The sequence below is a fragment of the Shewanella youngdeokensis genome, assembly GCF_033180165.1.
Classification (GTDB): Bacteria; Pseudomonadota; Gammaproteobacteria; order Enterobacterales; family Shewanellaceae; genus Shewanella; species Shewanella youngdeokensis.
In genome coordinates this window covers 664,204-685,593 of sequence record NZ_CP136522.1, presented here as the reverse complement: position 1 = coordinate 685,593, position 21,390 = coordinate 664,204, and the positions used below count along the sequence as shown (strand labels likewise).

The 21,390-nt window shown below is 43.8% G+C and carries 19 protein-coding genes; 8 read left to right on the top strand and 11 right to left on the bottom strand.

From position 1 onward, the window contains the following. Positions 1-84: 84 nt before the first annotated feature. The gene (locus RGE70_RS02905; RefSeq protein WP_310470058.1) at positions 85-1,863 is read right to left on the bottom strand and encodes an assimilatory sulfite reductase (NADPH) flavoprotein subunit; all 1,779 of its coding nucleotides are present in this window, start codon (positions 1,861-1,863) and stop codon (positions 85-87) included. Positions 1,864-2,208: 345 nt separating this feature from the next. On the opposite strand from RGE70_RS02905, the gene RGE70_RS02900 reads away from it, so the two are divergent. Genes RGE70_RS02900 through RGE70_RS02890 form a run of 3 tightly spaced genes read left to right on the top strand, consistent with a single transcriptional unit; the run spans position 2,209 to position 5,055 of the window. Beyond that, positions 2,209-3,396, top strand: coding sequence for a Re/Si-specific NAD(P)(+) transhydrogenase subunit alpha (locus tag RGE70_RS02900; RefSeq protein ID WP_310470057.1), 1,188 nt, complete (start codon positions 2,209-2,211; stop codon positions 3,394-3,396). Beyond that, complete coding sequence (locus tag RGE70_RS02895; RefSeq protein WP_310470056.1) at positions 3,397-3,672, top strand: NAD(P) transhydrogenase subunit alpha part 2; 276 nt, start codon at positions 3,397-3,399, stop codon at positions 3,670-3,672. A 6-nt stretch (positions 3,673-3,678) separates the two neighbouring features. After that, on the top strand, positions 3,679-5,055 hold the full coding sequence (locus RGE70_RS02890) for an NAD(P)(+) transhydrogenase (Re/Si-specific) subunit beta (protein ID WP_310470055.1): 1,377 nt from the start codon (positions 3,679-3,681) through the stop codon (positions 5,053-5,055). Positions 5,056-5,268: 213 nt separating this feature from the next. On the opposite strand, the gene RGE70_RS02885 is transcribed toward RGE70_RS02890, so the two are convergent. Next, positions 5,269-6,201 carry a Dyp-type peroxidase gene (locus RGE70_RS02885; RefSeq protein WP_310470054.1) on the bottom strand — a complete coding sequence of 311 codons (933 nt, stop codon included), beginning with the start codon at positions 6,199-6,201 and terminating at the stop codon, positions 5,269-5,271. A 440-nt stretch (positions 6,202-6,641) separates the two neighbouring features. Between RGE70_RS02885 and RGE70_RS02880 the strand changes: the two genes are divergently transcribed. Beyond that, positions 6,642-7,160 (top strand): TetR/AcrR family transcriptional regulator, encoded by a 519-nt coding sequence (locus tag RGE70_RS02880; RefSeq protein ID WP_310470053.1) that lies wholly within the window; start codon positions 6,642-6,644, stop codon positions 7,158-7,160. Then, entirely contained in the window at positions 7,157-8,203 is a 1,047-nt protein-coding gene (locus tag RGE70_RS02875) for an alcohol dehydrogenase family protein (RefSeq protein ID WP_310470052.1), read from the top strand. The genes RGE70_RS02880 and RGE70_RS02875 overlap by 4 nt, the downstream gene beginning before the upstream one ends. 138 nt (positions 8,204-8,341) lie before the next feature. Here the strand turns inward: RGE70_RS02875 and RGE70_RS02870 are convergent, their stop codons facing one another. The 5 genes from RGE70_RS02870 to RGE70_RS02850 form a co-directional block, all read right to left on the bottom strand. Next, positions 8,342-9,379: an ABC transporter ATP-binding protein gene (locus RGE70_RS02870; RefSeq protein ID WP_310470051.1), complete on the bottom strand. Its 1,038-nt coding sequence runs from the start codon at positions 9,377-9,379 to the stop codon at positions 8,342-8,344. A 4-nt stretch (positions 9,380-9,383) separates the two neighbouring features. Continuing rightward, entirely contained in the window at positions 9,384-11,012 is a 1,629-nt protein-coding gene (locus RGE70_RS02865; protein WP_310470049.1) for an ABC transporter permease, read from the bottom strand. A 131-nt stretch (positions 11,013-11,143) separates the two neighbouring features. Beyond that, a complete protein-coding gene (locus RGE70_RS02860; protein ID WP_310470048.1) occupies positions 11,144-12,151 on the bottom strand; it encodes a Fe(3+) ABC transporter substrate-binding protein in 1,008 nt (335 codons plus the stop codon). A gap of 196 nt (positions 12,152-12,347) precedes the next feature. Next, positions 12,348-12,944 carry a glutathione S-transferase gene (locus tag RGE70_RS02855; RefSeq protein ID WP_310470047.1) on the bottom strand — a complete coding sequence of 199 codons (597 nt, stop codon included), beginning with the start codon at positions 12,942-12,944 and terminating at the stop codon, positions 12,348-12,350. A 10-nt stretch (positions 12,945-12,954) separates the two neighbouring features. After that, positions 12,955-13,704, bottom strand: coding sequence for a ferredoxin--NADP reductase (locus RGE70_RS02850; protein ID WP_310470046.1), 750 nt, complete (start codon positions 13,702-13,704; stop codon positions 12,955-12,957). 183 nt (positions 13,705-13,887) lie between these two features. Here RGE70_RS02850 and RGE70_RS02845 point away from each other — a divergent pair, with 183 nt between their 5' ends. Continuing rightward, entirely contained in the window at positions 13,888-14,445 is a 558-nt protein-coding gene (locus tag RGE70_RS02845; RefSeq protein WP_310470045.1) for a histidine phosphatase family protein, read from the top strand. Between the two features lie 304 nt (positions 14,446-14,749). On the opposite strand, the gene RGE70_RS02840 is transcribed toward RGE70_RS02845, so the two are convergent. Together RGE70_RS02840 and RGE70_RS02835 are read right to left on the bottom strand one after the other, a co-directional pair. After that, entirely contained in the window at positions 14,750-15,013 is a 264-nt protein-coding gene (locus RGE70_RS02840; protein ID WP_310470044.1) for a hypothetical protein, read from the bottom strand. 180 nt (positions 15,014-15,193) lie between these two features. Next, positions 15,194-16,966: an ABCB family ABC transporter ATP-binding protein/permease gene (locus RGE70_RS02835; RefSeq protein ID WP_310470043.1), complete on the bottom strand. Its 1,773-nt coding sequence runs from the start codon at positions 16,964-16,966 to the stop codon at positions 15,194-15,196. A gap of 331 nt (positions 16,967-17,297) precedes the next feature. Here RGE70_RS02835 and RGE70_RS02830 point away from each other — a divergent pair, with 331 nt between their 5' ends. Beyond that, complete coding sequence (locus RGE70_RS02830; protein WP_310470042.1) at positions 17,298-17,474, top strand: hypothetical protein; 177 nt, start codon at positions 17,298-17,300, stop codon at positions 17,472-17,474. Between the two features lie 192 nt (positions 17,475-17,666). Here RGE70_RS02830 and RGE70_RS02825 read toward each other — a convergent pair whose 3' ends face one another. Next, on the bottom strand, positions 17,667-18,755 hold the full coding sequence (locus tag RGE70_RS02825) for a LysR family transcriptional regulator (protein WP_310470041.1): 1,089 nt from the start codon (positions 18,753-18,755) through the stop codon (positions 17,667-17,669). Between the two features lie 543 nt (positions 18,756-19,298). Here RGE70_RS02825 and RGE70_RS02820 point away from each other — a divergent pair. Then, positions 19,299-20,081, top strand: a complete 783-nt coding sequence (locus RGE70_RS02820; RefSeq protein WP_310472901.1) for a CLCA_X family protein — start codon at positions 19,299-19,301, stop codon at positions 20,079-20,081. 130 nt (positions 20,082-20,211) lie between these two features. Here the strand turns inward: RGE70_RS02820 and pyrC are convergent, their stop codons facing one another. Continuing rightward, positions 20,212-21,249, bottom strand: a complete 1,038-nt coding sequence (gene pyrC, locus RGE70_RS02815) for a dihydroorotase (RefSeq protein WP_310470040.1) — start codon at positions 21,247-21,249, stop codon at positions 20,212-20,214. Positions 21,250-21,390: the final 141 nt, after the last annotated feature.

The following is a 21,390-nucleotide window of genomic DNA, read 5'->3' as shown; positions in this document are numbered from 1 at the left end:
TACTCTCTATTATTCTTTTATAGTTAGTGCTGACTTTGTTCGTGCCAGCAACTCATCAATGCGCTCTGTTTGCTCAAGCAAAAATTAGTAAACGTCTTTTTGATAACGTTTTGCCACTCGCAATGCTTCAAGGTAATCTGCGGCTTGCTCTATTGTTTTGCCGCCAAACTTAACCACTACATCTAATAAGGCTTGGTGAACATCTTTAGCCATGCGCTCTGCATCACCACAAATGTAAAAGTGGGCCCCAGACTCAAGCCATTGCCACAGCGTTTCACCCTGCTCAATGATTTTATGCTGTACATACACCTTGTGGTCTTGATCGCGTGAAAACGCTAAATCGATACGTGACAGCTCGCCACTTTGTAAGTACTGCTGCCACTCGGTTTGATAGAGAAAATCTTGCTCAAAGTGTGGATTGCCAAAAATTAACCACGCATTACCGGCTATACCTTGCGCCGAACGATCCTGCATGAAAGCTCTAAACGGCGCTACACCAGTACCTGGGCCCACCATGATCACCGGTGTTTCAGGGTTATCAGGTAAGCGAAAATGCTTATTAGGCTCAACATAAACCTGTACCTCTTGCCCTTCTTCGGCATTGGCTAAGAATTGTGAAGCCCCACCAAATCGTGCAATTCCGTCACGCTGGTCCTCAACCAGTGCCACAGTTAAGTGCACCTCAGATTCAACTTCAGCTTGGCTAGAGGCTATGGAGTACAGCCTTGGCGTGATATTACGCAGCAAACTAACTAGCTGCTCAGCCGTTATACTGGCTGGATATTGGTTAACAACATCGGCAACTTGATGATGAGTCACAAACTGACGCAGCTGCGCTTTATCTTGCGTTAAAGCTAATAGTGTTGGGTTTTGAGTTAGCTCAGCCCAACCTGTAATGAATCCAGGGTGCAGTTGGGTTAGCTCTTTTTTATGAGTTAACGCCTCGCGCAAACTCAAACTGTTTTCACCAATACTGACTAGCGCTTCACCATCTAGCTTTAAGTTACTAAGAAGTTCAGCTACCAAAGCGCCGCTGTTCGAGAACCAAATACCTAATGCATCACCTACTTGATAATTAATACCTGACTCACCAAGCTCGATTTCAACATGGCGCACATCTCGGTCAGAATCCCGCCCCGTTAGCTTTTGGCTAACGAGCAGTTCAGCGGTATAAGGTTTTTGCTTAGTAAAGCTAGTTAGAGCTGCAGTAGTATTAGCAATCGGCACCACCGTTGCGCCAGCGCTTTGAACTAACGGTTTTACAGCTTCCAGTACACTATTTTGCCAAGTTTCGGCTTGCGATTCGTAATCTACGTCACATTCGACGATTGGCGAAAGTGATGTTGCGCCAAGCGCCGCCAAGCGCGCGTCAAAGTCTTTACCTGTTTGGCAGAAATACTCATAGCTTGAGTCACCAAGCGCTAAAACAGAATAATTAAGCTGCTCTAACCTAGGGGCTCGCTTAGAGGCTAAAAACTTGTGCAGTTCAATGGCGTCATCAGGTGCATCACCTTCACCATGGGTACTTACCACTAGCAGTAATAAGGTTTCTTGCTTGAGCTGCCGTACTTTATATTCACCCATTGAAGTTAAGTTAACCGCATATCCTTGCGCCTGCGCTTTTTCAGCTAATTGTGCCGCAACCCCACGCCCATTACCGGTTTGACTACCGTATAAAATCGTAATCGTTGGCATTGCGCTCGCTTGCGGCACTGCTGCACCACCCTGCTCAGATGTGGCAGCAAGGTAGCCGCTGACCCACGCAAGTTGAACGGCACTCAATTCAGCGGTAAGCTGCTTTAGCTTATCCACTTGCCCTGAAGACAGCGGAGAGGCGAGTGATGAAAGCTCTTTTAACAACATGATGACGGCCCTGTATCAATTTAATGTAGGCAAGCTTAGCCCTAGACCATAAAAGTAAAAAAGAATAAAAGCTGATTTTTAATTCCATTTTGGAATATACAAATGGTCTAAATTAAGCTAAAAAGTAAAAGGCAATGAATGAACCCATATTTAATAGGCTTGATGACAGCAATTACCTATTAAAAAGTGTGACATAGTGCAACATTCCAGTTGAGACTGGTATGCTTATACTTATAATGAAAAATATGCACTTGTGTCTAAATTCTGAACCGCCACAATAATGCAATCAAACAATAAAAATGACATCTGTCCCTACGAATGTCCTCAACCAAGAGGTTTACCTTTGTGAAGCTAGGTCTCCCCAAGGAAAGTCACACAGGAGAAAGCCGAGTTGCGCTTATTCCTGCCAATGTGGCACGACTGCTAAAGAAAAACGTGCAGGTACTTGTTGAAAGCAATGCGGGTAATAACGCAGGCTTTACTGATACAGACTACGTTACCGCCGGCGCAACTATTGTGTCTCGTGAACAAGTCTTAAGTGATGCAGATGTAATTACTGTCGTTAACGCTAAAGATGAACAACTTGCAGAACTTAAAGCGGTTATTAAGCCGAATCAAATTCTGATCGGCATGATGGATCCACTTGCGCACCCTGAAAATGCCCAAGCTATAGCTGATGCCGGTGCTACCGCGATTGCACTGGAATTAGTGCCGCGTATTACACGGGCGCAGAGCATGGATATTTTATCTTCGATGGCGACAATTGCCGGCTATAAAGCAGTATTGCTTGCCGCGCATAAAGCACCGCGATTATTCCCGATGATGATGACTGCCGCCGGAACACTTAAACCGTCTCGCGCGTTCATTATGGGGGTGGGTGTTGCAGGCTTACAAGCCTGTGCAACCGCCAAGCGGCTTGGTGCGGTTGTTGAAGCTTACGATATTCGGCCAGCAGCTCGTGAGCAAATTATCTCAGTAGGTGCCAAACCGGTTGAACTGGATTTAGAGACAGAAAACACTGAAACCAAAGGCGGTTACGCTGCAGAGCAGTCTGATGATTTTTTGAAGCGTCAACAGCAAGCAATGACCAATGTTCTGGCCCAACAAGATATCGTGATTACAACAGCTGCGATCCCAGGTCGAAAAGCCCCTGTTTTAATTACAAAAGCTATGCTTGATGGCATGAAGAAAGGCACTATTATTGTTGATCTCGCCGCTGAAACTGGCGGTAACTGTGAGCTAACAGAAGTCGATAAAGAGGTGGTTTACAACGGAGTAACCATTCTTGGCCCGTCGAATATCCCTGGTACAGCAGCCAACCATGCAAGCCAAATGTATGGCACTAATATTGAAAACCTATTAAAACTGCTTGTCGACAAAGAAGGGGTGGTAAACCTTGATTTTGAAGACGAAATTGTGAAAGACACGGTTGTTGCACATCAAGGCGAGGTTGCCAGTGCACGCCTACGAGATCTGCTAGGTCTGCCCTCACTTGAGCCGGTTGCTACGGCTGAATCACCGGAGGAAAAATAAATGGAAATTTTCATCTTACTGACCTTATTTATGGTCGCGGTTTTTCTTGGTGTAGAGATGATCACCAAAGTACCGCCAACCCTGCACACTCCACTGATGTCTGGTTCAAACGCTATTTCAGGGATCTCTCTGGTTGGTGCACTATTATCAGCCGGTTCAGGCGCGGGCGTTTGGGTTAACGTGTTCGGCTTTATCGCGGTGGTTCTTGCTACCATTAATGTTGTTGGTGGCTACATGGTCACCAACCGCATGCTCGCCATGTTTAAAAGGAAATAAGCCACTATGACGATTATTTATCTCGCCTATTTAGTGGCTGCAGCCTTATTTATCCTCGGGATTAAAGGCCTTACTAAGCCACGAACTGCAGTTAGAGGTAATCAACTTTCTGCACTGGGTATGTTTATTGCGGTGGTAGTAACACTACTAGATCAAAGTATTTTAAGTTACGAATGGATTATTGCAGGCGTACTTCTTGGTGGCACGATTGGTGCCATTATGGCGACAAAAATCCAAGTAACATCAATGCCGCAAATGGTAGCCATGCTAAACGGTTTTGGTGGCGGAGCATCGCTGTTTATTGCGCTAGCAAACTTCATTGACCCACAATCAACCACTCAAACTGTGGCGGTGATTTCAATTGCGGCAACAGTCATTATTGGCGCGGTGACTCTGTCGGGTTCATTTGTGGCTTTTGCTAAGTTACAAGAACTGATTTCAGGCAACCCGATTAAGGTTCCTGGCAACAAAATAATCAATGCAATATTGCTCGTCAGTGCCATCATTTTGGCGATTGCGATTGTGATAAACCCGAGTAACGTGGCACTCATGTACGCTTTAGTGGCTGTGTCTTTAGTGTTGGGTTTACTGTTGGTTGTGCCTATTGGTGGCGCAGATATGCCAGTGGTTATTGCCCTACTGAACTCATATTCAGGCATTGCAGCGGCAACCACCGGCTTTATTACCGGTAATACCGTTTTGATTGTATCGGGCTCGTTAGTCGGCGCATCTGGTATTATTCTGACGCAAATCATGTGTAAAGCGATGAACCGTTCACTGTTTAACGTGTTGTTTGGTGTGATGGCTGAAGGCGGAGAAACCGTTGATGCCGATGAAGTTTATGCCGGAAAAGTCACCTCGTCGTCACCTGAAGAGGTAGCAATGCTACTCGAAACTGCTGAACGCGTGGTTATTGTTCCTGGTTACGGACTGGCGATGGCGCAAGCGCAACATGCAGTGCGCGAGCTTGCCTCTGTGATGGAAGCGCGTGGTACACAAGTGCTTTACGCTATTCACCCAGTTGCGGGTCGTATGCCGGGCCATATGAACGTACTACTCGCTGAAGCAGAAGTGCCTTACGAGCAGCTAATCGAAATGGATGAGATTAATCCGCAGTTTGAGCAAACCGATGTCGCTATTGTTATTGGTGCTAACGATGTAACCAACCCAATGGCACGAGAAGACAAAGGCAGCCCAATTTACGGTATGCCAATTCTTAACGTCGACAAGGCTAAAACCGTTGTCGTAGTTAAGCGTTCGCTTAGCCCTGGGTTTGCAGGGTTACCTAACCCATTGTTTGCTTTAGATAACTCAGTGATGTTGTTTGGGGATGGTAAGAAAGCTATAGTTGAGTTAACTCAAAGCCTTAAAGAAGCTGATTAGCCATTGTTGCTGATAATAAAAGACCGCATTTGCGGTCTTTTTTTGAATAAAAACCTGCAACAGCGGCAGCCGCTTTTAGGCTTTTTGTACAAGCTAACAACCGTACGGGGCTCAATGAGTGTAACTTCATAAACAGCCACAAAAAAAGCCGTACAACGTAGTGATAACTACGTAAACGGCTTAGTGATGGAGCCAATTTGCTGTCTAGTAGGCTTAAGCCGACTGCTCTAGAAAATCAAGAGAGGGTACAAAAAAGGCTGAGCCTGTTAGCGCTTGAGTATAGTGCATTAGGTGGTCGTGATTACCGTGACCGTCACCATGAATCATACTGGCAAGCATCTGTTCAAAATTGACAGAGTTTCGACAGGTAGAGACAAACATTAAACCTTGCTCTTTAACTGAGCCGTAAGGCATGCTTTGGCGTAAAATCTCCATGGAGTTACCATCGCTATCTTTAAGGTTAACTCGCTTAATATGGCTGGTTAATGGCTTATCGGCAGAAGCATATTCAATATTATCGGCTTTAGTTCGGCCAATAATATCTTCTTGATTTTTCTCTGGTAGGCGGTTCCATTTACTCAAGTTGTGCGCAAATTTTTGCACGTGCACATAGCTTCCGCCAGTAAATGTACGGTCTTCATCACCGATTAAGGCAACCTGTTGGCGACTACGCCCTTTCGGGTTTTCGGTGCCATCAACAAAACCTGTGAGATCGCGGTTGTCCATAAAACGGAAGCCACGTTCTTCGTCAACGAGTTCCACTAACCCATCGAACATTTGGCACACTTCATTGGCAACTAGGTGCAATATATCGAAACGGTCACAACGTATTTGCACAAACAAATCGTATTCTATTGCTGGTGCATCACGATTGTCTTCATTCATAGCTGGAAATGGCTTTAATTGCTGCGGACGTGCTTGCGGGTAAAGCGTGTCCCAGTAGTTGGCTCCAATCGCTACAAAGCCATTAAAAGCGCTATCTGAAAATTGGTCAGCAAGGTCGTGAACATACTGCGCGACATTTGCCACACATGGACGCATCTGCTCATCAATACCTTCATTAGCATTAAACATTAAATAGACACTGTGCAAGTTTCCTTCTGCACACACTCCTATTTGCTCACGCGGCATAATCTGACTATCCATTTATCTCGAACCTTTTTTTTGATATTAATTTTCGCCATATTATCTACAACTTTAGCAGTTAAGATATTAACCTGACGCACATTAAGCAAAATAAAAAGTGATGTGTAGGTCTACTTGTAAAGCTCAATTGTGACTAACAATGCTAAAAATGAGCACAAGTAAGTCGTTATAACGCTTAATGAATAACATGTTAAACGTCCCAACACTTAGTTTACTAAAATACACAATAAACAGCGATAAAAATAACCAATATCTAGCAAAAGCGTGCCAGTGCCTTACCAACATGCTGGCGAATAATAAAAACGGTGAGTACATTAGCAATGTGTAATTACCAGGAACCGGCTAATAGCCCTCTAACTATCACTATTTTATTACTCCTTGACGAAGTAGAATGAACGCTCTACCATTAAGGTAGAATAAACGCTCTACTAGGTTTTCCTATGCTCAAAACTCAAATAGCAGAAAGTTTGGAAATCGCATTCAGTCAATATGGCTTTGCAGAACCCAGTGTATCTAAGCTTAAAGACGCTTGTAATGTAAGTCTTAGAACTCTATATAAGTATTTTCCATCAAAAGAAAAGATGATTATCGCGGCGCTAGATTATCGACATCAACGATATTTAGCCTTTCTTGTTAAAGATCTTCAGGGCTCAAATGCCAGTAAGGTGCTGCAGATATTTGCCAAGTTGGAGCATTGGATGGGATCTTTTGCGGCACATGGTTGTATGTCTTTAAATGCGATTGCCGCGTTTCCTGAAAATAATGAAATAAGGGATGCCGTCGCTCGACATAAGCATGAAGTTTGTCAGTTACTAGGTCGTCAAAGTGGTAGAGCAGATCTTGAAAAAGAGCTATTTATTTTGCACGAAAGTGTTTCTAGTACATGGCCAATTTTGGGCAAAGAGTCTGTAGAAATAGCACAAACTATGGTTAGCAAACTGATGGGCAATCACCAATGATGACAATTCCCAAAAATATGCAAGGCGTTACCTTAACCGGTCACGGTGGTACCGAGGTTCTTAAATACAGTGCCAACCTTATTGTACCTAAGCCCCAAAAAAATGACGTGCTAATACGCGTTTTGGCTGCAGGCGTTAATAATACCGATATAAATACTAGAACAGCTTGGTATTCAAAAAGTGACAATGGTGTAACTGACGCTAGTTGGTCTGGTAATGCCTTACAATTTCCGCGTATTCAAGGCGCAGATGTTTGTGGTGTTATTGTTGCTGTTGGAGAAGGTGTTAGTGCAACAAGGATTGGCGAAAGAGTAATAATTGAGCCATGTATTCAAGAGGCTCACGGTGTCAAACTAGATACACCTTGGTACTTTGGTTCAGAATGCGATGGTGGATTTGCGCAGTACACAGTTGTTGCTTCTCGTCATGCTTATCATATTAAAAGTGGTTTATCTGACGTTGAACTTGCCAGTTTTCCCTGCTCTTATTCAACGGCAGAGAACATGCTGACACGTGCGAATGTTACCTCAAAAGATAAAGTCCTTATCACTGGCGCTTCTGGAGGCGTGGGCTCTGCTGCTGTACAGTTAGCTAAAGCGAGTGGAGCTTATGTTATAGCAGTGACAAGTACCGAAAAAATGCCATTGCTTCTAACACTCGGCGCCGATGAAGTGATATCAAGAAATGATGATTTAATCGATACCTTTGGTAAAAACAGTATCGATGTAGTGGTCGATTTAGTCGCTGGGCCTAAGTGGCCGAAATTGCTTAATGTATTGAAGCCACAAGGACGTTACGCCGTTTCTGGCGCCATAGCTGGCCCTATAGTGGAGTTAGATATTCGAACGCTATACCTAAAAGATCTTAGCTTTTTTGGTTGCACGGTACTGGGTGAACAAGTGTTTAAAAACTTAGTCCGTAAGATAGAAAGCAACCAAATTAAGCCACTGGTGGCAGAAATATTTTCATTAGCCGACATTGGTAAAGCTCAAGACTGTTTTTTAGAAAAAAAACATGTGGGTAAGATCGTATTAAAGCTTTAAGTATCTGTTTATAAAATAGATACAGCATTACCTCTAGACCATATAAGCACTATTGAACCTGTCATTTAATTAACAGGTTCAATTATCGCGATTTACCGATTAGCGACTAAGGTGAATGATAGAATTCACCAACATAGCTCAATCTTGCTTGAGTAAAATAAGGTTATGCTTAATGGCACTTACAGTGACCTTGTCGCCAACATTTATGGCTAGCGGCTCACAATGAACATCTAATATCTGCTCAGCAATTGCCACCAAATATTGGCATACATTGCCTAAAAACCGCCGCTCAATCACCACTGCGTGACCATCATCATCTTTTTCAATGCGTAACTGCTGCGGCCTGAGTAGCAATTGGGCAAGCTCGTTGTGCGCTAAACCTAACGGAACTGTGCTAGCGATAGAGCCTATTAGCGTCGATACGGTATGATTGCCCGTCACACTGGCGGCGAGATAGTTACTCGCCCCTAAAAAATCTGCCACATATTTGTCTTTGGGGCATAAATACAGTTGCTCTGGGTCGCCACACTGCACTATTTTTCCATCGCTAAACAATGCCAGCTTATCAGCAAAGACAAAGGCTTCGTCTTTACTGTGCGTCACAAAAACCGCGCTAACACTATGTTTCTTTAAAATTTGGCGGATCTCAAGCATCATTTCACGACGGACCTTAGCATCGATATTTGAAAACGGCTCATCCAGCAACAATACCTCTGGCTCGTAAGCCAAAGACCGCGCAATTGATACCCGTTGCTGCTGACCACCCGATAACTCATGCGGATACCGGTCACCTAACCCTTCAAGCTTAACCAGCGTTAGCATCTGTTCTAATCGTTTAACTTTCTGCGCTTTATCGGTATTTTTGAGCCCAAAAAGTACATTCTCAGCAACCGTCAAATGGGGGAACAAGGCGTAGTCTTGAAAGATCATGCCTACTCCACGTTGCTCGCTAGCAACAAACAGCTTGTCTGCTGCAACCGTTTTACCATTAATACACATCACGCCCTGCGTAATGTGTTGCAAACCCGCAATAGCGCGTAACAAGGTGGTTTTACCACAACCACTGGGGCCTAACAAAGCTACAATTTCACCCTTTTCAACGGTTAAGTCGAGCCCTTTAAGCACCTGCTGTGTTTGATACTGACTATGAACACCGGTCACTTTTAATGTTGCCATATGATTATGCTTGCTCCAAAGAACGGTTGAGATATATCAGTGGGACCAACCCCACCAATACAATCACGATTGCGGCTAACGCCCCGTGTTCAAGTTGTTCATCAGAAACGAACTGAAACACATACGTTGCTAAATTTTCAAAACCTATGGGCCTAAGTAACAATGCCGCTGGCAGCTCTTTCATACACTCAATAAATACCAATAATAGCCCAGCAAAAATCCCCTTACGCAACAATGGAATATGCACTTTAGTCAGTAATGATTGAGGCGATAGCCCGAGGGTAACACTGGCCATATCGAGCGATGGGGAAATGCGTTTGTAGCTATTTTCAATACTGCCAATCGCAATGGCAGCAAAGCGAATACTAAAAGCGGCAATCAAAATAAACGCACTGCCAGACAGAACAAGACCTGGCTCCGATAAACCGAAGTAGCTGGCCAAGTCATTAATTGCAAAATCAAGCTGGGTAAACGGCACTAACACCCCAATGGCTAACACAGTACCCGGTAGCGCATAACCAGTAGAAGCCAGCCTTGAGGGCAACATGTCTGCAGAATATGGGCTCACTCGCCTAACAAACATTAAAGCAAGGCCAATACACACACAAATCACGCTCACCACTAACGAGATCCACAAACTGTTAGCGCTATATTCAAAAAACTTTGCGTTCCAGCTCAAAGCAAAATAGTCCCAAGCATATTGCACTAAAATCATGAATGGCAATAAAAAAGCGACCACCAACAGGCATAAACAGTAACCTGTTGCCATCAATGCTTTTACGCCTTTAAGCGAGTAACTATCAAGCTCAAGTGTGGCCGCTTGTTTTTGAAATAACTTTTGCTTTCGCCGCGCAAAGCGCTCACATCCCACCATCAAAAACACCACCAGCAACATAATGGTTGATAGCTTTGCCGCGGCGGTTAAGCTGCCATATTCAAACCAAGTATCGTAAACCGCCGTAGTCAACGTTGGCACAGCAAAATAACTCACAGTGGCAAAATCGGCGGCGGTTTCCATTGCAACGAGTGCCGCGCCCACCGCCAATGCAGGTCTAGCCATCGGCAAGCTTAGTCGCCAAAAACTCTTCCAAGGGCTACAGCCCATCACGCGGGCTGCGTGGCTTAAACTAACGGATTGTTCCATAAAGGCTGTGCGAGCTAGCAGGTAAATATAGGGGAATAACACCAAAGCCAGCATCAGTGCAGCGCCACCAATAGAACGAACTTCAGGAAAATAATAATCACGTGGCGTGTGCCAATCAAATATCGTCCTTAACCCGCGTTGCAGTGGGCCGGCGTAATCAAGAAGCTCGGTATACACATAGGCCACAACATAAGCCGGCATCGCTAAAGGCAATAACAATGCCCACTGGAACATTTTACGCCCAGGGAAACGACATTTAGCCACCAACCAAGCAGCAGGAATCGCCAACATCACCGCGCCAACGACCACCAGCAGCATCAGCAATAAGCTATTGTGAATGTAAGTTGGTAGCACCGTATCGAGTAGATGAGCAAACACGGCCTGGCCAGGCATAAACGCTTGAATAATCAGTGCGATTAACGGCATAACCAATAACAAGGCTAAGGTGTAACTTGCAACAGACCAGCGTCGCGCTAAGCCTAATATCATGAAGTAAAATACCTAATTCGTCATAAAAACAGTGCTGCATTAACAACAAACCTATCACTAAAGATAGGTTTGCGAGCCTTTTTATGGCCACAGCAATCATATTGTCTGTGGTCACTAAATACGATTACAAGTTAAAGATCAAACTGGACTTGATCCAACAATTTAATCGCTGCGCTGTGGTGTTCGGCCAACTTATAGATAGGCAGGTTGTCAGCTTTAAATTGCCCCCAAGACGCCACTAACTTAGACGGAGCCACATCTGCTTTTACTGGGTATTCCATGTTTACATCAGCGTAGCTTTGCTGCGCCGCATCACTCGACAAAAACTCCATTAGCTGTAACGCTGCTGCGGTATTTTTGCTGTGTTTAGCCAAAGCCATTCCCGACACATTAATATGTGAACCGCGATTGGCTTGGTTTGGAAAATTAATTTCAGATGCATCAGCCCACGGCTTTTGCTTTGGGTCTTGCAGCATTTTACCTAGGTAGTAACTATTACCGATGGCTATATCACATAAACCTTCACTAACCGCTTTAACTTGAGCTCTGTCATTACCCTGTGGTTTACGTGCTAGGTTGGCTTTAACCCCTTGTAACCAAGTTTTAGTCTCTAGCTCACCATGGTGCGCAATCATTGATGCAACTAATGACACGTTATAAGGATGCTTACCGCTACGGGTACAGATTTTACCGCTGTATTTAGGATCGGCCAGATCTTCATAGTTGATATCAAGCTTACCGAGTCGCTCTTTTGAGCTGTATACATTGCGAACTCGCATGGTGAGTGCGTACCACATGTCATCCGGTGAGCGGTATTGTGGTGGAATATTCTGTTGTAGTTTGTCGCTAGTAGCAGGGCTTACTAAATCTTTTTCAACGAGTTCCATTAAGCGATAAAAGTCAGATGTCAGCACAATATCAGCCTTAGACAAACGTCCTTCACGCACCATACGCTCAGCGATACCTTTTTTTGAAAAAACAACATCGACTTCAATCCCAGTTTTCTGAGTAAAATCAGCCAATATTGGATCAATCAAAAAAGCCTGACGGTATGAATATACAGTTAATTTTTCGGCGGCATTAACCATGGTTGCGCTACATAAAAGTCCAACTGATACCAGCCAATTAACGATTTTCATTACCTCACTCCTTTGCAATTTACGTTATACCAGCGCTGCTGGTGATAATAATTATCAATTGCAAACAGAGTAATCAATCAAGTTAAAAACGACAAGCACTAATGACACTTTCTTATAACAAAACAAACACAATTCGCCCTCACAACAACTTTAGCAATCCCTTACCTATCAACGATTTTAGATGTTAATTGCAGTATTAAGTCGCCGGCCGAGTAGCCATAAATGGCTCAGCTTTTTGCACGCCGCTCAGCCATACGCTAAGCGCCGGAGTCAGCTTACGCCAAGGCAAATCTGGGTGTCGAAAATCGATATACTCCAATAAGCAAATTAACATCACTTGTGCAGCCGTTAGCTCTTGCGTATTAATCATGCCGAGCGTTTCAACTTCCTTTAGACCTCTTAGCAATGCTTGCTCGTAACGTGACATCCAAAATGTTGACCGTAATGCATCTTCTCGGCATTGCTCCTGCCGCAGCGACACAGCGCTATCAATAATGCCTTTTAGCAGTGACAGGTGACATTGTTGCGCCCAATTGTCCGCAACCGCACCCAGCAGGCTCGATTGACCAAATTCACTGTCGAGGTAGCGCATAATGACATCGCTATCAAACAAGGCTAAACCATCATTAAGCAACAAACACGGCACCTTGGCTAACGGGTTTGCTCGCAGTAGTTCAGGTGAGTTGTCAAAAGGATCGGTGAGGATCTCTTCAACATCGGAAATATGGTGATAACGGATAAACACCCTCACGCACCTAGCATAGGGGGATGCATCGCTATAGTAGAGTTTCATCGTGGTTTCCTTACCAATATTTTTCGACGGTGATCTGCCCAGGAGCTCGACGCAGGTTCTTGGCGAGCCCTTTGTTTTTAAGTACCAGTTGCGCTTCAGTGATCATTCCTGGGTTACCACAGATCATAACTTGAGACTGCTCAGCGCTAAGCTTTATACCGGCTAATGTTTCAATTTCACCATTACTGATACCGTCTGGGATCCGGCAAGTTAACGCTCCAGTTACGGGCTCGCGCGTCACCGACAAAATTAATTTGAACTGGGTTGGGTATTTACTTTCAAGCGCTTTAAGTTGCTCTAAATAAGCTAGATCTTGCGCTTCTCTTACCCCATAAACTAACACCACTTTTTGATAGTTTTCCCACGGTTCATCAGTGGCCATCATCGAGATAAACGGCCCCACCGCAGTGCCCGTTGCCAGAAACCAAAGATGGCAGCCTTTCATTTCAGCTTTAGGCAACTCATCGAGCGTCATAAACCCAGCGGCTTTGGTTGATACATCAATGACATCTCCAGTAGCCAACGCTTGGAGATTAGGCGACAACTCGCCGTCATCTACGGCCACCGCTAACACCTCAATGTAGTCAGTGCCCGGCGGGTTAACTAAAGAGTAAGCACGGCCAATACGTTTATCCTCGACCACTTGGCTCAATTTTATAAATTGCCCCGCTGTAAATGAACCAATATCAACCTTAATCTTTAACGAGAATAGTTTTTTGCTCCAATCAATCCGTTCAATGACCTTACCTTCAATCCACATGTGATTTGCTCCCAAAGTCTATTGTCATTTCGGCGTAAACTTTAATTTTACAGACAGAAAGATTAATCTAATTAAACCCGCTTGTGAGATGATAATTAGCGCAGCATGCTCCTATATCACTCACAATACCGTCACTAAACCTAATTTAAATTAAGGTTAAATGGCCAGCCCAAGGATAATCTTATGCCTATCATTTTTCGTACAGTCGTCGCCTTTATGTTATTCGCGCTGCCCCTTAATCATAGTGCGTTGGCGCAAGAACTGGCTGGTTTTGATAACAAATTAACAGCGGCTACCAATAAAACAGTCATTATAGTTAGGCATGCCGAAAAACTGCCTGATGGCACTCGCGACCCACTATTAAGCCAGGCCGGACACCTACGCGCTCAAGCACTGGCCACCAAGTTAACAGCCCTAGCTGTAACACAAGCCATTGCCAGTAACTACCAAAGAACACAGCTCACACTACAACCTCTGGCCAAGCGCAATAACATCGCGGTGTCGATAGTCAGTACCACTGAGGGTATTGAACAACACATTACCCAGATTGCCGCGCTAGTTAATCGTCATAACGGCAACAGCGTTATTGCCGGACATTCCAATACTGTACCGATGATAATAACGGCTCTAGGTGGCCCAGAAGTCGCCCCGATAGCTGAAACTGATTTTGGTGATTATTACCAACTCACTATTGGTAACGCAGGTAAAGTCTCATTCACTAAAGAGCACTTTGGTATATAAACTAGCATTTTAAATGTAAACAAGAATAAGCTTATAGTTAAAATTTGGGTTAAATGATGTATAATATCGCCGCATCAAATATCGGGGTATAACGGGATAGAACGGGATACTTTAAGAGAGGTAGAATGGAAGCTGTGATCCAATGTAAAAACTTATCAACATGCTGTAGAACCTGCTCAAGAATGACGATTATTGAAGGTGAGTATGTATGTTTCAGAGCAGGTAAAGCCACCAGCTTGCAAACCGTTAATCCTCCGGTTGATAAGTTATGTAAAAATTGGTTACTAAGTGAACTTCAAAGCATTTAAATGATTAACATTCCGGCATAATCATGTGCCGAGAACTTAGGCTCATGCAACAAACCTGCTCCCATCGCACTAGCCGTTGTTTTTTCTAAACTTAGCCCACGTGTGGTAACGCGAATACCTGCACGCAATTGAAAATACAACACTTCAAGCTGTTCTTTATCGACGCCACGCAATTTTAGCTTAGTCATAATAGCAAACCAGTCGGTGTCGACCTGATTATCTTGCCCCTCAATATTAACCCGTAGCGATATATTTTCCATTATGACCGTCCAAGCTTACCGAAATTTAGTGTATTAATTATAAACACATAAGCCTGAATAGCAGCTGACTCTCACTCCGAGTTAACCTCAGCTGCTCACAACAGATTACACTAATAGCATTCAGGCTTTACTTACAAAGCCGGTGCTAAAGTATTTTGCAGTATTGGCTCGCAGCAACGACTACTCTTGCTGAATACGCCATAACTTGGCATACAGCCCAGCTTTTTTGAGCAAATCATAATGAGTGCCAACCTCTACTACACGCCCTTTACTTAGCACTAAAATTTGGTCGGCATCGATAACGGTCGATAGTCGATGGGCAATAACCAAACTCGTATGGTCTTTCGCCACCTCTTTTAATGCCGTTAAAATGGCTTGCTCTGAATGGCTATCGAGCGAAGAGGTTGCTTCATCAAACACCAAAATAGGTGAACGCTTTAAAATGGCGCGCGCAATCGCAACCCGCTGTTTTTCTCCACCCGATAATTTTAAGCCACGCTCGCCAACGCGAGTATCTCGCCCTTCCGGCAAGCTTTGTATAAATTCGCCTAAATGCGCCATGTTTATCGCAGCATCGATTTCAGCATCGGTGGCAGAGGGGCGGCCGTAACGGATGTTTTCAACTAAAGTATCATTAAATAGCACCGTATCTTGCGGCACAATGGCGATAGCTTGGCGCAAGGTATCCTGGCTCAGTTGACGAATATCTTGCCCATCAATTCGAATGGCGCCCGACACCACATCGTAAAACCTAAAGAGTAACTTAACGATGGTTGATTTACCTGCGCCACTGTCACCGACTATTGCAACTTTCTGGCCCGGTTCAATCGTAAAACTAACATCATCAAGAATGCCGCGGCTATCGTAACTAAAGCAAACCTGTTCAAAGGAGACCTTTCCTAATGTTAACGGCGCAGTAGTGGCATTGGGGCTGTTTTCAATTAATGGCTGTTTGTCCAATAAGGTAAACATGCGTTCGATATTGGCAAAGGCACCACGAATTTCACGATAAACAAAACCTAGAAAATTAAGCGGAATAAACAGCTGCATCATAAAAGCGTTAACCAGTACAAAATCACCCACGCTCATCACCCCTTGTGTCACGTCGCTGGCAGCCATGGCTAACATAATGGTCATGGCGACAGAAATGATACAAGCTTGACCTGCGTTTAACGCAAATAGTGACAAACGATTTTTTCGTTTTGCGTTTTCCCAGTCTGATAGTGCACTGTCGTACCGATTCGCCTCATAGCGCTCATTATTAAAATACTTAACCGTTTCATAGTTCAATAAGCTGTCAACAGCGCGCGTATTAGACACTGAGTCAGCCTTAGCGGCATCCCTAACATAGCCAGTGCGCCATTCAGTCGCGACTATTGAAAAACCACCATAGGCCACTACAGACAGCAGTGTGATAGCGGCATAGCCGACTCCGTAGTTATAAAATAAAATTCCAACAACCAACACGATTTCTAATAGTGTTGGCACAATATTGAACACCATGAAACGCATCAGAAAACTCACGCCACTAGTGCCTCGCTCAATGTCGCGAGACAAACCACCAGTGCGTCTTTCAAGGTGAAACGCCATATCTAGCCGATGTAAATGTTCAAATACTGCAATCCCCAAGCGTCGAATAGCCCGCTCTGTGACTCGGCCAAAAAGGGTGTCACGGACCTCTGCAATAATGGTGTTGAGTAACCGAATCCCGCCATAAGCGACCACCAGCCCAATTGGCACCGCCATTATTTGCCCAGTGTTAGAGCTCGCCAATGCATCAACCATCGCTTTAAGTACAAAGGGCAAACCTACGCTCGCCGCTTTAGCGACCACCAGACACAACATTGCCAGGCCAACTCTTTGTTTAAATTCAATCAAATATGGCCAGAGGAGTTTGATGACATGCAAATTTAACTTACCAACGGGGCCGTCAAAATATAAAGAGGGACGCATGATTACTTCCAAGATAAAATAGTGATAAGGGAGGGCTCAATTAGCCTAACGAATATGAGCCTACTTTCTAGCCAGCGAGACTGTAACCATTAAGTTAAAAGCAAATTCAATAACGCAGACAAAAAGTACGACTTCGGCCTGACATTAATCAAAACTTTAGTCTAATACCTAATTTAACTATTATTTTCTCATATTTCATAACAAATTTGTGCATTTAACGTTAACCAAACACAAAGAATTTGCTACCCTAGCCGCAATAATTTTGAGCGTATTTAGAACCAACAAACATTGGCATGTTCAGGTTCAAGTCAACGATAATAGGATTGCTTATATGCAGGATTCATCCACGGCAAAATATCCACCGTTACCCCTAATCCAAACTTGGGTATGGATGATGACCCAGTCTGAAACACCAGAGATCCAAGCGAAAGGCCAGAGCAACCTTATCGCCTCGTTTGGTAGCTTGGCTAAGGCTAATGAATATTTGTTGGCCCAAAAAACTCAATAATCACAGTTTTTTAGTCAGTCGCTTAAGTTGGAAGGCTAAGCGACTAACTGGTTTTTAACCCACCAAATACACCATAATTTATATTTAAAATATAAATCATGCATAACCGCATGGGCTACTAGTGCTAAAAAGCAATTATCGCATTGGCTAACACACTAGGTTGCTTTCCACTTTGACGGCTAACTTGGTTGGCTATAACACTCCTTCGACAACGCTGTCACTAAAACCCTGCCGAAAACGGCAATTCCCATCAATAGCAGCGTCACACTCTGGTGCGCTACAACGACTTTTAGCACAACATGGCACCACACGTTTTATCGGTGCTGCTAATGCATAAGTGCTATTGTAATCATCTTGTAGCTGGAGCAATTTCTCACTTAGCAATCGGCTTAAACAGTCCGCCAATTTAGGGGCTACAGTTTGATGGCAATGCAAGTAATAGCTATTACATGAAAATCCGGCTTTGCGGCATTGATCTGATATATCAACAAAGCTAACGTCTTGACGGTTTTTAAACACATTATAAGCCATCACCGAAGTCATAATGCTAACGTCATTGGTCTCGCTGACATGATCAATTAGCATATCCAAATTAGGGCTTTTAAGTGCAACTCTAATATCGATATGTTTTGATTGTGCATATTTTTCAATGCAGTGCATTTGATGCCCCTGCAAGTTGACATTATCGAGCGCAATTTTATATTTAAAAATGTCCTCTAACGGCTGCGAAGAGCTCAATATAGGGTGACCTTGCTTAGCCACAATAAAGCAATGAGTTGCATCACCAATTTTGACATCACTCACCATCGAATGATTAATTGGACTAGTCGAGATACTGCAGTCAATTTTCCCCTGGCACAATCGCTGACTAACTGTATCAGAGTAGGGCTGCACGTTAACATGCACACCATTATCGTAGCACTGACAAGACTGCTGAATACAGTTGAGCACCATTAATGACCAGTATTCATTAGCGGCAACAGAAAGCTCGTAGGCCGCGCTTTGCTTATCTGATGTGGCTTCAATGATATTATCAAACTGCTGCACAATATCTTGCACCATCGGGCTGATTTTTAACGCCACAGGATTGGGCTCAAAACCACTTTTATGCCTTAAAAATAACTCGTCTCCTAACACTTCGCGCATAGTCGTTAACGCACGACTGACTTTCGATTGCGTGGTACGCAGCTTGTCTGCAACGGCACCACCATTTTTTAATTCAATTAATCCGATGAAAACTTGTAAAGTAAAATAATCCAGTCGGCTGATTTGCTTCAACATTAGCACCGTCCCTTTTGCAAAATTAGTAATAAAATAAGTGCTATTTCCTTCGAGAATTCCGCGCTTCCCCTAAGGTTCCACCCTGTAATTTTTTACTCAAAGTGTCATTTCAGCCTTTAGTAAATAATACTTTGCCGCCCTAAGTAAATCAACCAAGAAAAATTCAACTTTAGCAAATATAATCAGCAGCTTAACATCAATAACAATCGCGTAAATACATCTAAATTAGATGCATTTTCACTCATTTTCTAACCACTATTCTAAATGAGACGCGTAACCATTCAGCATGCCAAAAATTACAGATAAATTTTGCTTGATACAACAATGCAAACAAACATTAAAAACCAATAAAATCAGCCACTAAATATCCTTAAGGAAATACTACTATTTGTCATGCTTATTTTTCACTGATAAAACATTGTTGTCAGTAGGCAAACTTACCAATATGCGCAATCATGAATATTTACATGGTTTAGCTATCATCGTCTCATCTAAATGTGTTTAGATGTCGGCGAGAATAGTGAGCAGGAGCAAGAACTGTCAGTGTTAAAGTCTAAGGCGTATCACCGTGTCGGGCCAGACTACCGTTTTGACGAGCAAGTTAGCTTTGTTGATATCAAAGAAGTGTTTGGTTTAGGGCATATCCGCTTAGGTAAGTGGGTAGAAAACGCTGAGCGCGATAAAGCCGCTAACCTCATTTTTGACTCATTAGCTGACCTCGCATTTATTTTAAAGCTTCCACCTAAAGCACTAGGACTAAGACAAACTCTCAATTTAGCCTTTGGCACCGGTGGCCAACAAGGTGTACAAGCGCATTATGCACCTCAGCGACGTGAGTTAGCATTAGCTAAAAATGCTGGCGCGGGGGCATTAGCCCATGAATTTTGGCATGCATTTGACCACTACATTGCGCCCAAAGCGTTTCATACCACAAACCTAGGGACAGCTTTTGCTAGCCACTGTTGGGTTAACGATTTAAAGCCGATTTCACACCCACTCAATCAGCGCTTAGAAAGAGTATTGGAAGTCAGCATGTTGAGCGAAAATGGCGCAGATGAACATGAGTTTGTAAGCCGTGCAATTGCGCTTGATAAACAATTTGGCTCGCAATATTTTTCTAAACCAACCGAATTGATGGCTCGGGCATTTGAGTCGTGTATCGAATCTTACACCGAGATCAGCAATCCCTATTTGGTCAATGAAACCTTAGCATCGTCGTTATTTGAGGCCGGCGGATACCCAAGTATTGAGCACCGACAAATAATTTTTAAGGCGCTTATCGACTACTTTGAACCGTTAGGAAAAGCATTGGCAAAAGAGCCTTAATAAGCAAGGTAAACTTAGCTCACCCAAATATATTCAGCTAAGCGCTATGCGCTTAATCCCTTCATCATTATGGGCATCACCACATAAAAAAGCCCGCAAATTGCGGGCTTTAACGTTTAGGGGCTGCAGGCTATACGCTTTTAACTTTCCAGTTAATTTCTTCGCCGGCAAAAAACGGCACAATAGGATTGCCGTTTGGCAATATAATCTGTGACGGAACTGTCCAGGCTTCTTTGACTAGAGTAACGGTACTGGTATTACGCGCGAGGCCGTAAAAATCAGGGCCGTGCGTACTTGCAAACCCTTCTAGTTTATCTAGCGCATTGAGGTCGTCGAACACTTGCGCATATAACTCAAGTGCACTCCATGCGCTATAGCAACCAGCACAACCACAAGCAGATTCTTTACGGTGCTTTTCGTGAGGGGCTGAATCCGTGCCTAAAAAGAACTTACTTGACCCTGTTGCAACAACTGCACGAAGAGCCTCTTGGTGCGTGCTACGTTTTAATACCGGCAAGCAAAAGTTATGCGGGCGTACGCCGCCCACTAACAAGTCATTACGATTTAGTAATAAGTGTTGTGGGGTAATAGTTGCTGCAACATTGTCAGGTGCAGACAAGACAAAGTCGGCCGCCTCTTTAGTGGTAATGTGTTCAAACACCACTTTTAAGCCTGGAAAAGCATTAACGATACGGGCAAGGTAACGCTCAATAAAGAGCGCTTCGCGATCAAAAATATCAATGTGCGATTCGGTCACTTCACCGTGTACCAATAACAGTAAACCCTGTTTTTCCATGGCCTCAAATATTGGAAACAGCGCATCTAATGCTTTAACTGCCGCGTCCGAATTAGTTGTAGCACCAGCAGGGTATAGCTTAGCCGCAACAACGCCCGCCGCTTTGGCGTCAATAATATCTTGCTCTGTTGTATTATTGGTTAGAAAAATAGTCATTAATGGTTCAAAATTAGAACCTGCTGGGCGAGCTGCCAAAATGCGCTCACGATATGCAACAGCTAGTTTGGCGTCCGTGATCGGTGGTAATAGGTTTGGCATGACGATCGCGCGATTAAATAATCTTGCCGTTGCCGGTACGGTTTCTTGCAACATGTCTCCATCACGAAAATGAAGGTGCCAATCGTCAGGGGTCAGTAAAGTAAGCTGCGTCATGTGGAGTTCCTAAACGTTTACGACAAAGTAGATGATGCTGTTAAATACGAGTTTTACTCGCTATATTGTGCCTGAAATTACAGCCCCTTAATAGCTGAAGTGTTGAACAATACTGCAAGGTTTAGCACTGCTACAGGTGAC

What these genes read in the sequence shown, in the direction of transcription:
- RGE70_RS02905 (WP_310470058.1), bottom strand. Translation starts at nt 1,863, where the DNA reads ATGTTGTTAAAAGAGCTTTCATCACTCGCCTCTCCGCTGTCTTCAGGG.
- RGE70_RS02895 (WP_310470056.1), top strand. Translation starts at nt 3,397, where the DNA reads ATGGAAATTTTCATCTTACTGACCTTATTTATGGTCGCGGTTTTTCTT.
- RGE70_RS02890 (WP_310470055.1), top strand. Translation starts at nt 3,679, where the DNA reads ATGACGATTATTTATCTCGCCTATTTAGTGGCTGCAGCCTTATTTATC.
- RGE70_RS02885 (WP_310470054.1), bottom strand. Translation starts at nt 6,201, where the DNA reads ATGGATAGTCAGATTATGCCGCGTGAGCAAATAGGAGTGTGTGCAGAA.
- RGE70_RS02880 (WP_310470053.1), top strand. Translation starts at nt 6,642, where the DNA reads ATGCTCAAAACTCAAATAGCAGAAAGTTTGGAAATCGCATTCAGTCAA.
- RGE70_RS02875 (WP_310470052.1), top strand. Translation starts at nt 7,157, where the DNA reads ATGATGACAATTCCCAAAAATATGCAAGGCGTTACCTTAACCGGTCAC.
- RGE70_RS02870 (WP_310470051.1), bottom strand. Translation starts at nt 9,379, where the DNA reads ATGGCAACATTAAAAGTGACCGGTGTTCATAGTCAGTATCAAACACAG.
- RGE70_RS02865 (WP_310470049.1), bottom strand. Translation starts at nt 11,012, where the DNA reads ATGATATTAGGCTTAGCGCGACGCTGGTCTGTTGCAAGTTACACCTTA.
- RGE70_RS02860 (WP_310470048.1), bottom strand. Translation starts at nt 12,151, where the DNA reads ATGAAAATCGTTAATTGGCTGGTATCAGTTGGACTTTTATGTAGCGCA.
- RGE70_RS02855 (WP_310470047.1), bottom strand. Translation starts at nt 12,944, where the DNA reads ATGAAACTCTACTATAGCGATGCATCCCCCTATGCTAGGTGCGTGAGG.
- RGE70_RS02850 (WP_310470046.1), bottom strand. Translation starts at nt 13,704, where the DNA reads ATGTGGATTGAAGGTAAGGTCATTGAACGGATTGATTGGAGCAAAAAA.
- RGE70_RS02845 (WP_310470045.1), top strand. Translation starts at nt 13,888, where the DNA reads ATGCCTATCATTTTTCGTACAGTCGTCGCCTTTATGTTATTCGCGCTG.
- RGE70_RS02840 (WP_310470044.1), bottom strand. Translation starts at nt 15,013, where the DNA reads ATGGAAAATATATCGCTACGGGTTAATATTGAGGGGCAAGATAATCAG.
- RGE70_RS02835 (WP_310470043.1), bottom strand. Translation starts at nt 16,966, where the DNA reads ATGCGTCCCTCTTTATATTTTGACGGCCCCGTTGGTAAGTTAAATTTG.
- RGE70_RS02830 (WP_310470042.1), top strand. Translation starts at nt 17,298, where the DNA reads ATGCAGGATTCATCCACGGCAAAATATCCACCGTTACCCCTAATCCAA.
- RGE70_RS02825 (WP_310470041.1), bottom strand. Translation starts at nt 18,755, where the DNA reads ATGTTGAAGCAAATCAGCCGACTGGATTATTTTACTTTACAAGTTTTC.
- pyrC (WP_310470040.1), bottom strand. Translation starts at nt 21,249, where the DNA reads ATGACGCAGCTTACTTTACTGACCCCTGACGATTGGCACCTTCATTTT.